General features: G+C 64.8%; 12 protein-coding genes. 5 read left to right on the top strand and 7 right to left on the bottom strand.

All coding sequences use genetic code 11. The annotated features are described in order from the left end of the window. Positions 1-70 precede the first annotated feature (70 nt). Both NYR58_RS14360 and NYR58_RS14355 read left to right on the top strand, forming a co-directional pair. Positions 71-466 carry an NADH:ubiquinone oxidoreductase subunit NDUFA12 gene (locus NYR58_RS14360; protein WP_261521635.1) on the top strand — a complete coding sequence of 132 codons (396 nt, stop codon included), beginning with the start codon at positions 71-73 and terminating at the stop codon, positions 464-466. 166 nt (positions 467-632) lie between these two features. Continuing rightward, a complete protein-coding gene (locus NYR58_RS14355) occupies positions 633-1,028 on the top strand; it encodes a DUF2155 domain-containing protein (RefSeq protein WP_261521634.1) in 396 nt (131 codons plus the stop codon). Between the two features lie 26 nt (positions 1,029-1,054). Here the strand turns inward: NYR58_RS14355 and aat are convergent, their stop codons facing one another. From aat to NYR58_RS14320, 7 genes are all read right to left on the bottom strand, one after another. After that, a complete protein-coding gene (gene aat / locus NYR58_RS14350; protein ID WP_261521632.1) occupies positions 1,055-1,666 on the bottom strand; it encodes a leucyl/phenylalanyl-tRNA--protein transferase in 612 nt (203 codons plus the stop codon). 15 nt (positions 1,667-1,681) lie between these two features. Further along, the gene (accC, locus tag NYR58_RS14345) at positions 1,682-3,025 is read right to left on the bottom strand and encodes an acetyl-CoA carboxylase biotin carboxylase subunit (RefSeq protein WP_261521631.1); all 1,344 of its coding nucleotides are present in this window, start codon (positions 3,023-3,025) and stop codon (positions 1,682-1,684) included. Positions 3,026-3,047: 22 nt separating this feature from the next. Continuing rightward, on the bottom strand, positions 3,048-3,503 hold the full coding sequence (accB, locus tag NYR58_RS14340; protein WP_261521630.1) for an acetyl-CoA carboxylase biotin carboxyl carrier protein: 456 nt from the start codon (positions 3,501-3,503) through the stop codon (positions 3,048-3,050). Then, on the bottom strand, positions 3,500-3,982 hold the full coding sequence (aroQ, locus tag NYR58_RS14335; protein ID WP_261521629.1) for a type II 3-dehydroquinate dehydratase: 483 nt from the start codon (positions 3,980-3,982) through the stop codon (positions 3,500-3,502). The genes accB and aroQ overlap by 4 nt, the downstream gene beginning before the upstream one ends. Before the next feature lie 107 nt (positions 3,983-4,089). Next, complete coding sequence (locus NYR58_RS14330) at positions 4,090-4,833, bottom strand: DsbA family protein (RefSeq protein WP_261521627.1); 744 nt, start codon at positions 4,831-4,833, stop codon at positions 4,090-4,092. A gap of 43 nt (positions 4,834-4,876) precedes the next feature. Continuing rightward, a complete protein-coding gene (locus tag NYR58_RS14325) occupies positions 4,877-6,196 on the bottom strand; it encodes a M48 family metalloprotease (RefSeq protein ID WP_261521625.1) in 1,320 nt (439 codons plus the stop codon). Positions 6,197-6,400: 204 nt separating this feature from the next. Further along, entirely contained in the window at positions 6,401-9,007 is a 2,607-nt protein-coding gene (locus NYR58_RS14320) for an Rne/Rng family ribonuclease (RefSeq protein ID WP_261521622.1), read from the bottom strand. 696 nt (positions 9,008-9,703) lie between these two features. Between NYR58_RS14320 and NYR58_RS14315 the strand changes: the two genes are divergently transcribed. From NYR58_RS14315 to prfB, 3 genes are all read left to right on the top strand, one after another. Continuing rightward, positions 9,704-10,891, top strand: a complete 1,188-nt coding sequence (locus NYR58_RS14315; protein WP_261521671.1) for an N-acetylmuramoyl-L-alanine amidase — start codon at positions 9,704-9,706, stop codon at positions 10,889-10,891. Between the two features lie 201 nt (positions 10,892-11,092). Continuing rightward, the gene (locus NYR58_RS14310; protein WP_261521621.1) at positions 11,093-13,549 is read left to right on the top strand and encodes a penicillin-binding protein 1A; all 2,457 of its coding nucleotides are present in this window, start codon (positions 11,093-11,095) and stop codon (positions 13,547-13,549) included. A gap of 121 nt (positions 13,550-13,670) precedes the next feature. Next, positions 13,671-14,805, top strand: a protein-coding gene (prfB, locus tag NYR58_RS14305; RefSeq protein ID WP_261521620.1) for a peptide chain release factor 2 whose coding sequence is annotated in 2 segments (ribosomal slippage) — positions 13,671-13,736 and positions 13,738-14,805 — 1,134 coding nt in all. Because the reading frame shifts where the segments join, the coding sequence is not laid out codon by codon here. The last annotated feature ends 12 nt before the right edge of the window (positions 14,806-14,817 follow it).

Raw genomic sequence — 14,817 nt, 5'->3', positions numbered from 1 at the left:
CTTCGGCCGGCTTCACCGCCATAAGGCGGTCATCCGGCTGCCAGTCCGACGCCGCCCCGAGAGGAGAGCGATGAAAAAGTTCCTGCTTCAGTTCTTTACATGGTGGAATGGCGCAACCCTCAACACGCGCTTCCACACCTGGCGCAAGGGCCAGCGCGTGGGGGAGGACGAGTTCGGCAACGTTTACTATCAGGGCGGCAAGGACTCGGAGGGACGCACGCGCCGCTGGGTGATCTACAACGGCTATTCGGAAGCCTCCATGGTGCCTCCGGGCTGGCACGGTTGGCTGCACCACAAGGTGGATACCCCGCCGGTCGAAGAGAACTACACGCCGCGTGAGTGGCAAAAGCCCCATCTGCCGAACCTCACCGGAACGCCCTTGGCCTATCGTCCTCCGGGCTCCGCGCTCACCAGGGAGGAGCGCCCGCGCGTGACCGGCGACTACGACGCCTGGACACCCAACTAGGCCGGGCGTTTTCGGCAGCCTTCCATCCCTGTGCACCGCGCTCCGGGGGCCTTTTTTCTCGCCACATTTGCGCAATAGTCCTCTTGGGCGAAATCTCGATACAGGCACGAAAACAGCAAGAGGCTTGGAGGTCCTGGTGAGGAAAGCGATGCGATTGGGCCTGCGTATGTCTGCCTTGGCCTGGCTCGTCAGCTTTGCCGGCGCCCTGCAGGCGCATGCGCAGACGGAGCGAATCGAGAACCCCGTGGCGGAGTTTTCCGGCCTCGACAAGATCACCGGCCGCATCATCACCTTCGATGCCTATATCGACGAGACCGTGCAGTTCGGTGCGTTGCAGGTCACACCGCGCGTTTGCTACCGCTCGCCGGAATCGGAAGAGCCCAAGACGGATGCCTTTGTCGAGGTGGATGAAATCACGCTGGACCGCAAGATCCGGCGCATCTTCACCGGCTGGATGTTTGCCGAGAGCCCGGGGCTCAACGCGGTCGATCACGCCGTCTACGACATATGGCTGAAGGACTGCAAGCAGGAGTCCGACGTGCCGCCGCCGGAGGCCGACTGAAGGCCGAAGGGCCGAGCACCTTGCGCTCAGAAGGCGGCGCTGCCCTCCAATGCCTCGGCCAGAAGTCTCTCATAGCGCCGGCGCGGCACATCTATGGCGCCGAAGCGCTTGAGGTGCGGGGTGGTGAACTGGGTATCGAGAAGAACGAAGCCCCGCGCCTTCAATCGTTCCACCAGATGCACGAGACACACCTTCGAGGCATTTTCCATGCGTGAGAACATGCTTTCGCCGAAGAAGGCACGCCCGAGCGTCACGCCATAGAGCCCCCCGACGAGCTGCCCCTCAAGCCAGGCTTCCACCGTGTGGCAGTGCCCGCGCTCGAACAGCGCGGTATAGGCTTCGCGGATAGGGGCGTTGATCCAAGTTTCCTGTCGCGACGGCGCCGGTTCCGCGCAGGCGTCAATCACGCCCCCGAAGTCGCAATCATAGCGGATCTCGTAAGGATCGCGTCGCATGAACTTCCTGAGGCTGCGCGGCACGTGAAAACCGTCGAGCGGGATGACGCCGCGCATCTCCGGGCGCACCCAGAAGACCTCCGGGTCATCCGCGTGTTCGGCCATCGGAAACACACCCGTCGCATAGGCCCGCAGAAGCAGATCCGGCGGAATGCGAAACCCGGGTGCGAAGGGGCGCGTCATCCCCGCCACCCTGCTTTACTGGTGGTCGGCGAGGTAGTTCTCCAGCCAGTGAATGTCGTAATCGCCGTTTGCCACATCGACATTGCCCACCAGTTCCTGGAACAATGGCAGCGTCGATTTGATCCCGTCGACCACGAACTCGTCAAGCGCGCGGCGAAGCCGCATCATGCACTCCACGCGGTTGCGCCCGTGCACGATCAGCTTGCCGATCAGGCTGTCGTAATAGGGCGGGATGCGGTAGCCCGAATAGACACCCGAATCGACACGCACGCCAAGGCCACCGGGGGTATGGAAATGGGTGATGGTGCCGGGCGAGGGGATGAAGGTGCGCGGGTCCTCGGCATTGATGCGGCATTCGATGGCATGGCCGAAGAAACGCACATCCTCCTGCTTGACCGACAGGCCACCGCCGGAAGCGACGCGGATCTGCTCATGCACCAGGTCGATGCCGGTGATCGCCTCCGTCACCGGATGCTCCACCTGCAGCCGCGTGTTCATCTCGATGAAGTAGAACTCGCCGTTCTCGTAGAGAAACTCGACCGTTCCGGCACCGGAATAGCCCATATCCGCAATCGCCTTGGCGACGATGCCACCGATGCGCATCCGCTCGTCGGCATTGAGGGCAGGGGAGTTGGCCTCCTCCCACAGTTTCTGATGCCGCCGCTGCAGCGAACAGTCGCGCTCGCCCAGATGAACGGCATTGCCGGCGCCATCGCCCACCACCTGAACCTCGATGTGGCGCGGCTTTTCCAGGTATTTCTCGATATACACCGCATCGTCGCCGAACGCCGCTCCGGCCTCGGAGCGGGCGGTGGACAGGGCTTGAGCCAGCTCCGCCTGCGAGCGGGCCACCTTCATGCCGCGCCCGCCGCCACCGGCCGAAGCCTTGATGAGCACGGGATAGCCGATCTCGGCGGCAATCTTGCGCGCCTCGTCTTCCTCGCGCACCGCGCCCTCCGAGCCGGGCACCACGGGGATGCCAAGCTTGCGGACCGTGCGCTTTGCCTCGATCTTGTCGCCCATCAGGCGGATATGCTCTGCCGAGGGGCCGATGAAGGTGATGTTGTGAGCGGCGAGGATCTCGGCGAACTTGGCGTTCTCCGACAGGAATCCGTAGCCGGGATGGATGGCGTCGGCGCCGGTCACTTCGCAGGCAGCGACGATCTGGTGGATGTTCAGATAGCTGTCGCGCGCCGCGGGCGGGCCGATGCACACGCTCTCGTCCGCCAGCCGCACATGCATGGCCTCGGCATCGGCGGTCGAGTGGACGGCGACCGTCTTGATGCCCAGCTCCTTGGCCGCCCGCAGAACCCGGAGCGCGATTTCGCCACGATTGGCGATAAGGATCTTCTGGAACATTGGGCCGGAGTTCCTCGCGCCGCTACTCGATGACAACCAGAGGCTCCCCGAATTCCACCGGCTGACCATCCTCGACGAGAATGGCCGTCACCTTGCCGGCGCGGGGCGAGGGAATCTGGTTCATCGTCTTCATGGCCTCGATGATAAGCAGCGTCTGCCCCTGCTCCACCGTCTGGCCCACCTCCACGAACGGCGCAGAACCCGGCGCCGGCGCGCGGTAGGCGGTGCCTACCATCGGCGAGGGCACGGCATTCTTAGACACGTCGGGTGCAGCGGGCGCCGTTTCCTTCTCCGCCGGGGCAACGGGCTGCGGCGCTGCCGGCGCAGGAGCCTGCATCGTTGCATGCATGACCGGCGACTGGCGGGAGACGCGAATGCGCAAGTCTCCTTCCTCCACCTCGATCTCGGTCAGGCGCGTCTCGTCGAGAATATCCGCCAGATCGCGAATGAGCTGCTGGTCGACTCCGGTCTTTTTCATTGGTGTGTCTCTTTTCGTCCTGCCTTGCCCGCATCCTCCTGGCGGAGCCGCGCTGCCAGCGCCTCAAGCGCCAGCGCGTACCCGATGGGGCCAAGGCCGCATATCATACCGGCTGCCACCGGCGCTATCATAGATTGGTGTCGAAAGGGTTCACGGGCGTGGATATTCGACAGATGCACCTCGATCACGGGCAACGGGCTGACAGCGCGGATCGCGTCATGAAGAGCGATCGAGGTGTGCCCATAGGCACCGGGATTGAGAACAACCCCATCCGCCCTGTCTCCCGCCTCCTGAATCCAGTCGACAAGCTGGCCCTCGTGGTTCGACTGGCGGAAATCCATCTCGAGTTCGAGGGCGCGCGCCCGCTCGCGGCAGTCGGCCTCGATATCCGCAAGCGCGCTGCCGCCATAGATGCCCGGCTCCCGTCTGCCGAGCATGTTGAGATTGGGCCCGTTGAGAATGTAGATCGTGTTCGCCATTGCGTTTCCCCGACGCGTCGCCCTCTATAGTCGCCCTTGGCCGCGCCGGAAAGAGCGCAGGCGGTTTCTTCGAGGCTGTCCACAAAGGCGATGGCTCGCCGCGGCCCCTATTGCCGCGCCTTCTCTATCTTTTCACGCAAGGTATCCTGCCCAAGCGCGCCATAGACCACGTCCTGGCCGACGACATAGGAGGGCGTGCCAGAGATCTGAAGTCTGTCAGCAAGCCTGTAGGTTCCTGCAATCGCCTCGGCAATCGCCGGATTCTCCATCTCCTTGCGCAGCGCCGCCTCGTCGGCGCCCAGTGCAAGTGCGATTTCCACCGCCTTGTCGCCCGTTGCGCGCCCCTCGCTGCCCAGAAGCCTTGTGTGAAAATCGCCGTATTTTTCGGGCATCAGCGCGCGGAAAGCCATGGAGACCACGTGCGCATCGTGCGAATCCGGCCCCAGAATGGGGAACTCCTTGAGCACGAAGCGCAGATTGTCGTCCGCGGCCACAAGCGCCTCCATGTCGGCGAGTGCCCGCCTGCAATAGCCGCAGTTGTAGTCGAAGAACTCGACAACGGTGACATCGCCCTCGGGGTTGCCGATGACCCCGTCATGGGGATTGTCGAAGATTTCCCGTGCCGCCTCGGCGATGACGGCCCGGCTGGCCGCTTCCTGTTCCCGGCGCTGCTTTTCTTCCAGCGCCGCCTGGACCTCGTACATGATTTCCGGGTTGGACAGCAGATAGTCGCGCACGATGCCTTCGATCTCGGCCCGGCTGAATCCGCCGCGCGCATCCTCTTCGGCCGCCAGCGGACCGGGAGCAAATGCGAGGGCTGCGAAGGTGGCGGCCAAGACGTGCTTTCTCATGAAGGCGTTCCTCTCGATGCGTGCTTTCGTGCCGGATCCGGTTTCATTTCGCGCCGGGGGCGCGGTAGTCGATGATGTCCTGGGCGCGCAGCCATTCCGGCGAGCCGCGCTTCAGCTTCATCTGCGCGCGGGCAGCGAAGATCTTGGCCTCGCGGTGGTTGCCGGCGTGGAAATAGCCCTCCGCCGTGGCAAGTTCGGCAGCGCCCACATTGCCAAGCTGGCCGTAGGCCTGGGCCAGGAAGCGGTAGCCGTTGACGTATTCTGGTTCGCGCGAGAGGCCCGCCTTGAGCTGCTCTGCCGCCTTGCGCACCAGATCGGGCTCCCCCGTCGCAAGAAGCGCCTGCCCATAGCCCACCTGCAGAAGACCGGAAGAGGAAGAGGCGAGGTTGAGCGCCCTTGCATAGGCGTTGGCCGCCTCGCGCGGGCGGTTGGCCTTGATGAGGATTTCCCCTTGCAGCTCGTGGAAATAGGGGTTTCGCGGCTGTGCGGCGATCAAGCGATCGGTCTTGTCGAGCGCGTCGCGCAGGCTGCCGTGCAGAAAGCTCGATATGGCGCCGGCATAGAGCATGGCCAGCCCCTGCGGATCGTTTCGGAAAAGCCTCGGTGCTGCATTGGCGCCAGCCGTATAGGCGGCGAGCTTGGCGCGCATCAGGTCGTGCCGCAGTTGCAGGGCAGGGGGATCCCTCCGGTCGCGATAACGGCTCTTCTCCACCAGCGACTGAAGATTGGCGATGCGGTCGCGCGGCATCGGATGGCTCAACTGGTACGGGTCCACATTGACGCCCGCCAGCGCCATGTCTCCGGCCATTCGCTCGAAGGTCTTCAGCATCCCGCGACCGGACTGACCGGTGGCCTCCAGATAGTCGATGGCCGAGCGGTCGGCGGTTATCTCCTCGGTGCGCTGATAGCCGAGCAGGCTGCGGCGGGCAAACTCGGCGCCACCTGTCGCAAGGCCCGCCCCGGCACCGGCCAGCGCGCCCGAATCGCTCGCCGCGCCCGCAATGCCGGCGCCGATTCCGGCAAGCGCCGCCACCACCGCCATGGTCTTGGCGCGGGCAATCTGCTCGCGCAGCCGGTGCTGATGCCCGCCGGCGATGTGGCCGGCCTCGTGGGCGATCACGCCGATGATCTCGTTGGGGGTCTCGGCCGCCAGCAGGGCGCCGGTGTGGATGAAGATGCGCCGTCCAGCCACGAACGCATTGAAGCTGTGGTTGTTGACGAGCACGATCTCGATGCCGGAACGGCTCAAGCCCGCAGCCTGCAGGATCGGCTTGGCATAGTCGGCCACCAGCGCCTCGATCTCCGCATCGCGCACGATCGGAATACCGCGTTGCGCCTGAGCGACCGTTGGCCCGGCAGCCATGCCCGCGGCGGTGAGGAGGACGACAAGGCCTCTGAGAAGGCGAAAAGGGCTATGGGCAATCAACATGGCACGGATTGGTAATCGAGCTTCGTGGCAAGGAAAAGGCGCAAGAACACCCCGATCAAGCGCTTGTGATGCCGCACCGCCCGGCCGACCGCCGGAACGGCAACGGCCAGGGCGAGCCCTGGCCGTTGCCATCCTCGATCAGAAGAAGCTTCGCCGTTGCCACCAGCCTGTCTTGCGGGGTGCCTCTTCCTCGGTTCCCTGGGGTGTGGAAACGACGGGCTCCTGGCTTTCGGTTGCCGGCTTGGAAGACCCGCGGCGCGTGCTACGCGGCTTCTCGGCTGCCGCCTTCGTCTCATCGCCGCCTTCACCCTGTGTCGGCTCGGCGCCTGCGCTTTCAGCGTCGGCCGCCCCTGGTTCGGCATTGGCGGAAGGTTCGGAGACAGTCTCTTCCTCGGCCTTCTGGGCAGCGCGACGGCGCCGAGGCTTCTTGGCAGGCTGTTTTTCGGCGTCCGCCTTTTCCTCTGCCGGCTTGCTCTCCACTGGCTCGACCGCCTCCTGCGGAGAAGCGGCCTCGGCAGGCTCGTCCTTGTCCGGTTCGTCGCCGGTCGCCTCGTCAGCCGTCTCCGCGCCCTGTTGCTGCTCGTCCTCGCTCGCGGCCTGCGCCTCACGACGGCGGCGTCCTCCGCGCTTGCCACGGTGGCGCTTCTTGCGCTCGCCCTCTGTGTCCTCGGCCGGCGGTTGCTCGGCGGCGGCTTCCGCAGGGCTTTCGGCAGGTTCTTCCGTGCTCTGGCTTGCCTCTTCGCTCACCTCCGTCGCGGCCTGCTCGCTGCCCCGGTCGCGTCCGCCACGGCGCCGGCGGCGCCGGCGGCGTTTGCGCGAGGAGCCGCCGGCTTCCTCGTCGCCGACCGCTGCCGCTTCTTCGCCTGTCTCGCTCTCCGCATCGTTCTCCGCCTCGTCCTCAATCTCTTCCGGCTCGGGAAGAAGCGGCGGTGCGGCATTCAGGTTCGGCAGCGGGCGCCGGGTGGCCGCCTGGCCCTTGACGATGGCGTAGTGCTGACCCTCCAGCTCCTCGTCCGTCTCCACCGTGATCGTCACGCCGAAACGGTTTTCCAGTTCGATCAGGTTGGAGCGCTTGTGGTTGAGAAGATAGAGCGCCGTGGAGGAGGGGGTGCGCACGGTGATGTCGCTGCGCGCATCCTTCAGAAGATATTCCTCGATGGCGCGCACCACCAGGAGGGCCACGGAGGATTCGGAGCGCACATGGCCCGTGCCCCCACAATGCGGGCAGGGCTGCATCGTACTTTCCAGAACGCTGGTCCGGATGCGCTGACGCGACATCTCCAGCAGCCCGAAATGCGAGATCCGGCCCACCTGGATGCGGGCGCGGTCGTTCTTCAGGCACTCCTTGAGGCGCTTCTCCACCGCACGCTTGTTGCGGTTCTCCTCCATGTCGATGAAGTCGATGACGATGAGCCCCGCCAGGTCGCGCAGGCGAAGCTGGCGGGCGATCTCCTCGGCCGCCTCCAGATTGGTCTGCAGCGCAGTGTCCTCGATGGAGTGCTCCTTGGTGGAGCGGCCGGAATTGACATCGATGGCGACCAGCGCCTCGGTCTGGTTGATGATGATGTAGCCGCCGGATTTCAGCGTCACCTGCGGCTGCAGCATCTTGTCGAGCTGGGCCTCGATGCCGTTGCGGGCGAAGATGGGCACCGAGTCGCGATAGGGCTGGACCACCTTTGCATGGCTCGGCATGAGCATGCGCATGAAGTCCTTGGCTTCGCGATAGCCTTCCTCGCCGGCGACGAGGATCTGGTCTATGTCCTTGTTGTAGAGGTCGCGCACCGAGCGCTTGATGAGGCTGCCCTCCTCGTAGACGAGGGCAGGCGCGACCGACTGCAGCGTCAGCGTGCGCACCTTCTCCCAAAGGCGCATGAGATAGTCATAGTCACGCTTGATCTCGGCCTTGGTGCGGTTGGCGCCGGCGGTGCGCAGGATGACGCCCATGCCTTCCGGCACCTCCAGGCTCTTGACGACCTCCTTCAGCCGCTTGCGGTCGGCCGGATTGGTGATCTTGCGCGAGATACCGCCGCCGCGCGCCGTGTTCGGCATCAGGACCGAGTAGCGGCCGGCCAGCGACAGATAGGTGGTCAGCGCCGCTCCCTTGTTGCCCCGCTCCTCCTTGACCACCTGGACAAGCAGGATCTGGCGCCGCTTGATGACCTCCTGGATCTTGTAGTTGCGGCGCACCGGGCGGCGGCGCGTCTGCGCCTCGTCTATGGCGTCCTCCGCGCCGACCGTATCGACCTCGTCATCCTCGCTCGAATCGTCGTTGCCATCGAAGTTCTGCGGTGCCGCTTCGGACACCACATCCCCCTGCGCGCTTTCCGCGGCGGCGGAGTCTCCATCCTGACCGTCGGTCCTGGCGCTCCGCCGGCTGCGCCGGCGCTTCTTGCCGCGTCCGCCGGAAGCTTCCTTCTCCTCCCTTTCCTCCGCCTCCTCCTCGTCGGCCTTGGCTTCATCGGCCTCTGCCTTCAACAGGGCCTGCCGGTCGGCGACGGGGATCTGGTAGTAGTCGGGATGGATCTCGCTGAAGGCGAGGAAGCCATGGCGGTTGCCGCCATATTCGACAAAAGCCGCCTGAAGCGAAGGTTCGACGCGTGTGACCCGCGCCAGATAGATATTGCCTCGAAGCTGCTTCTTGTCCTGAGATTCGAAATCGAATTCTTCGATACGGCTACCGCGTACGACAACGACGCGGGTTTCCTCCGGGTGGGAGGCATCTATGAGCATCTTGTTGTTTGGCATTAAATCTTGTCTCCCCGGCATGCCCCAGCCGCCGGGCGGGAGGATGTTGCCTCCTTGCCGCGCCGCATCGAACCGTCATGCCGGATAATCTGAAGGCTGCCGGCCCCGGCCTCGCAGCGACACCGCGCCCGCCCGCCGCTTCGCCGCGGCGGGAGTTTCGGGAACGCTTTCTGTGCGCGCTTAAAGCCATTGCATCGCCTGGCAGCACCGTTTCAACCAAGGGTCCGAGCGCCGGACCCGCTACTTTGCTCTGTTACAAGAGCCGGCTCAGGAACAGATCCCGGCCGTTTTCCTCACGTTAAGGGTTTCGGCGTCGCCGCAAACACCTCGAAGAAATCCTTTTGAACCATCATCTTCGCCCGCATCGCGGCGTGTTCAGGCCGTCTCCCGGAAGCTTGCGCTTCGGGTGCCCGCCGACACCCCGCGACAGGCGGTGCGATGGTTCACTGCCGCTTTTATGATTTGACACGAACCATGGCAACCCTGATTTCTCCATGCCAGTTCCCGCCTGCGATGTCTTGATGCGGTCGAAAGCTTGGGCTAACCGCGCCGACAGCCGCAAACAGGGGCCTTGAACGAGGAGTGCGTGTGTCGGACTGGCGAACGGCAAGGCGAAACCGGAGGCGTCCTTGCCCCCCATATGGGGGCGCGGCGCGGCGTTTGCCATGCTCGGCATGGTTGGCGGGGTGGTTCGTGCTGCTGGCCGTTGCCTTCGCCGCGGCCGATTCGCGAGCGCAGGAGGCGCGGCCCTCCCTCGATGCACCCATTCTCAACGCCTATGACTACAAGATGGCAGGCGACGCGGTGCGCACGCGCATCGTTCTCCGCTTCGACCGCAAACCGGAGGTCAACTGGTTCTTCCTGCGCGCGCCGCACAGGCTGGTGATCGACCTGCCGGAGACGAAATTCGCCATTGACGAGGCGGAGCTTGCTCCGCGCGGCCTGGTGGCCAAGGTGCGCTACGGGCGCATGGAGCCTGGCCGCTCACGCATGATCCTCACCATCGACGGTCCCTTTCTCATCGACGACCTGGCGGTGCTTGAGAACGAGACCACGGCGGGATTCCGGCTCATCGTCGATCTTATCGCAACCTCCGAAAGCACCTTCGAGGCGGCGATGCGCGAGCGAATCACCTCCGCGCCCGATTCCGCTGGCAAGGCGGGCGATGGTCCCGTCACCACACCTGTGGACGATCGCTTCACGGTGGTCATCGATCCGGGACATGGTGGCATCGACAGCGGCGCACGCGGCGTCAACGGCACGCTGGAGAAGACAATCGTGCTCGCCTTCGGGCTGGAACTGCGCAGCAAGCTCGAAAAGACGGGCCGCTACAATGTCGTGATGACGCGCGACACCGATGTCTTCCTGCGGCTCGACGAACGCGTGCGCATCGCCCGGCGGAACGATGCCGATCTCTTCCTGTCCATTCACGCCGATTCCATTCGCGTGCGCGGTTTCGGCGGCGCCACGGTCTACACGCTTTCGGAGCGGGCGTCCGATGCCCAGGCCGCCGCCATGGCGGCGCGCGAAAACCTCTCCGACGCGCTGGCCGGCATGGTCGAGGAGGAGAAGCAGGACGTGGTGACCGACATCCTGGCCGACCTGATTCGGCGCGAAACTCAGGCGTTTTCCATGCGCTTCGCGCGCACCCTGATCGGCGAGCTCTCCGACACCGTGACGCTGGTCAACAATCCGCTGCGCTCCGCCGGCTTCCGCGTTCTGCGGGCGCCGGACGTGCCGTCCGTCCTTCTCGAGCTTGGCTATCTCACCAACGCCCAGGACGAGGCGCAGATGCGCGATGCGGACTGGCGCGCCCGCGCGGCCGACAGCATTGTCCAGGCAATCGACGCCTTCGCCAAGGTGAAGGGCGGGGCAGGGGGATAGCCGTCATGCAAGCGTGGCACAGACACAACGCCGGCGAATTTTTCGCCACCGCCGGGCCGCCATTTTCGCGATCGCCGCATTTTCCCCACATGGACAACGCAGAAGCGGCCGGATGACTCGTTTTTCTCGCGCGCTGCTTTGGTGCTATCATGCGGTGCGCGAGACGGCTCAGCCGGTCTGTTCGACCCTACTGGAGCGGGTATGGTACGTCTTTTAGGATATTTCTTCGGCATCGGCGTGGTCCTTGCGCTTCTGGCCGCGGCGGGTGTTGCGATCTATGTCGGCCATGTCACCAAGGATCTTCCCGACTATGAGGTGCTGGCGCGTTACGAGCCGCCGGTGACGACGCGCATCCACGCCGCCGATGGCTCGCTCATGGCCGAGTTCGCGCGCGAGCGCCGTCTCTATCTGCCCATCGAGGCCATTCCCGACCGGGTGAAGGCGGCTTTCCTCTCGGCCGAGGACAAGAACTTCTACACCCACCCCGGCATCGACCCGATCGGTCTCGTGCGCGCGGTCATCACCAATATCCAGAACATGGGCACCGGCCGGCGGCTGGTGGGCGCCTCGACGATCACCCAGCAGGTTGCCAAGAATTTCCTGCTGAGCTCGGACCAGACCGTGGAGCGCAAGATTCGCGAGATGATTCTCGCGTTCCGCATCGAGCAGGCCTATTCCAAGGACCGCATCTTCGAGCTCTATCTGAACGAGATATGGCTTGGCCTCGGCGCCTATGGCGTGGCTGGCGCGGCACTCACCTATTTCGACAAGTCGGTCAACGAGCTGACCGTCGCCGAGGCGGCCTATCTCGCGGCGTTGCCGAAGGGCCCCTCCAACTATCACCCGTTCCGCCATACCGAACGCGCCATCGAGCGCCGGAACTGGGTGATCGACCAGATGCAGGAGAACGGCTACATCACCGCCGAAGAGGCGCAGAAGGCCAAGGCCGCGCCGCTCAACGTCACTCCACGCCGCGGCGGCAGCTATCTCTTCGCCGCCGATTATTTCACCGAGGAGGTGCGGCGCGAGCTTATCGCCCGCTACGGCGAGAACGCCCTCTATGAGGGCGGTCTGTCGGTGCGCACCACGCTCGATCCCGAGCTGCAGCTTTTTGCCCGCAAGGCTTTGCAGAACGGGCTCATCCGCTACGACACGCTGCGCGGCTTCCGCGGCCCCGTGGGCCGCATCGACATGTCCGGCGACTGGGGCAAGCCGCTGGGCGAGATCGAGGCGCTGCGCGATGTACCCGAGTGGCGCCTGGCGGTGGTTCTGGAGGCATCGGCCGAGGGCATCACCGTGGGCCTGCAGCCGCCGCGCGAGGTCTCCGGCGCCCTGTCGAAGGAGCGTGAGACCGGCACGGTGGCCCTCGAAGACATGAAATGGGCGCTGCGTCACGTGGTGGATGGGCGCCTGGTCAAGGCCGATTCGCCGGCCGGCGTTCTCAAGCCCGGCGACGTCGTCTATGTCGAGAAGAAGAAGGGCGAGGGCGAAAAAGGCTGGCGCCTGCGCCAGGTGCCCGAGATCGGCGGCGCCATCGTCGCCATGGACCCCCATACCGGCCGCGTGCTGGCCATGGTGGGCGGGTTCTCCTTCGCCAATTCGCAGTTCAACCGCGCCACCCAGGCGCTGCGCCAGCCCGGTTCTGCCTTCAAGCCCATCGTCTATGCCGCCGCCCTCGACAACGGCTACACGCCTGCCTCGGTGGTGCTTGATGCGCCGGTTTCCATCCAGATCGGCAATCAGGTCTGGGAGCCTAAGAACTACGGCGGCAACTTCGCCGGCCCCTCCACACTCAGGATGGGCATCGAGCGTTCGCGCAACCTGATGACCGTGCGCCTGGCCAACGACATGGGCATGGACCTTGTGGCCGAGTATGCCGAGCGTTTCGGCCTCTATGACGACATGCCTGAGCATCTGGCCATGTCGCTGGGCTCCGGCGAGACGACGGTCATGCGCATGGTCGCCGCCTATGCGGTGATGGCCAATGGCGGCAAGTACATCCAGCCAACGCTGATCGACCGCATCCAGGACCGCTACGGAAAGACGGTCTACAAGCACGACCAGCGCGAGTGCCAGGGCTGTGATGCGCAGGCATGGAACGACCAGCCGGAGCCGCAGCTCATCGACAATCGCGAGCAGGTGCTCGATCCGATGACGGCCTATCAGATCACCTCCATGATGGAGGGCGTGGTCACGCGCGGCACCGCGACCACGGTGGCCGAGCTCGGCTATCCCATCGCCGGCAAGACCGGCACCACCAATGAGGAGAAGGACGCCTGGTTCATCGGCTACACGCCCAACCTCGTGGTCGGCGTCTTCATGGGGTACGATCAGCCGAGGCCCATGGGCCGCGGCTCGACGGGCGGCGGGCTGGCCGCCCCCATCTTCAAGGAGTTCATGGCCTCCGCTCTGAAGGATGCCAGGCCCGTGGACTTCAAGGTTCCCGAGGGCATGAAGCTCATCCCCATCGACCGCAAGACCGGCATGCGCGCCCAGGCCGGCCAGCCGGGCGTCATCATGGAGGCGTTCAAGCCCGGCACCGGGCCTGCCGACACCTATTGGGTGATCGACATGGAGGCCGTGAATGGCGGGCGCATAAGAACCGTCTCTCCGCAGGCCAACCGGGCAATCACCACCGGGGCCGGCGGGCTGTTCTGACAATATTCGGCAGGCTGTACCGGCCGGCCCGGCAAGGCGGGCCGGCCATCACCTTTACAGGCCGCGCGCCTGCCCATAAGTTCCGCCCGATTCACGGACATCGCCCGGAAAGAAGGAAGACATGCGCAGCGAAACGGCAAATCTCGTCGACGAAATCAAGCAGGCCATAAGCCTGCTGAGGAGGTATCTTTGACTGGGACGAGGCGGTAAAACGACTCGAATACCTCAACGCGCGCGCCGAGGAGGCCGATCTGTGGAATGATCCGCAGGAAGCCCAGCAGCTCATGCGCGAGCGCCAGACGCTTGAGGAAAATATAAATGCCATCAACACCTTGTCGCAATCTCTTAACGATAATGTCGAGCTGATAATGCTCGGCGAAGAAGAGGGCGACCAGGCGGTGGTTGAGGAGGCGGAAGCCGCCATCCGCGCCCTGCGGGGGGAGATTGCCGCCCGCCAGATGGAAACGCTGCTTTCGGGCGAGGCGGATGGCAACGACACCTATCTGGAAGTGCACGCAGGCGCCGGCGGCACCGAGAGCCAGGACTGGGCCTCGATGCTTCTGCGCATGTATACGCGCTGGGCCGAGCGCCGCAACATGAAGGTCGAGGTGCTTGAGGTGCACGAGGGCGAGGAGGCGGGCATCAAGTCCGCCACCATTCTCGTGAAGGGCCGCAACGCCTATGGCTGGCTGAAGACCGAGTCTGGCGTGCACCGTCTGGTGCGCATCTCGCCCTTCGACAGCAATGCGCGCCGGCACACCTCCTTCGCCAGCGTCTGGGTCTATCCGGTGATCGACGATTCGATCGAGATCACCATTCCTGAATCGGACGTGCGCATCGACACCTATCGGGCCTCGGGTGCCGGGGGCCAGCACGTCAACACCACCGATTCGGCCGTTCGCATCACGCACATCCCAACGGGCATAGTCGTCCAGTGCCAGCGCGAGCGCTCCCAGCACAAGAACCGCGCCACTGCCTGGGACATGCTGCGCGCCCGCCTCTACGAGGAGGAGCTGAAGAAGCGCGAGGAAGCCGCCAACGCCGCCGAGTCCAGCAAGGGCGAGATCGGCTGGGGCCATCAGATCCGCTCCTACGTGCTGCAGCCCTACCAGCTCGTGAAGGATCTGCGCACCGGCGTGGAAAGCACCAGCCCGCAGGATGTGCTCGATGGAGAGCTTGACGATTTCATGAAGGCCTCGCTGTCCCAGCGCGTCAGCGGCGAAAGCGGCAAGGGCGAGATCGCCGACCTCGAATAGCCCTGTCCACGT

The organism is Chelativorans intermedius (genome assembly GCF_025398255.1).
In the GTDB taxonomy this organism is placed as follows: Bacteria; Pseudomonadota; Alphaproteobacteria; order Rhizobiales; family Rhizobiaceae; genus Chelativorans; species Chelativorans intermedius.
The sequence above is the reverse complement of the archived record's forward strand: the minus strand, read 5'-3'. Positions and strand labels throughout refer to the sequence as shown.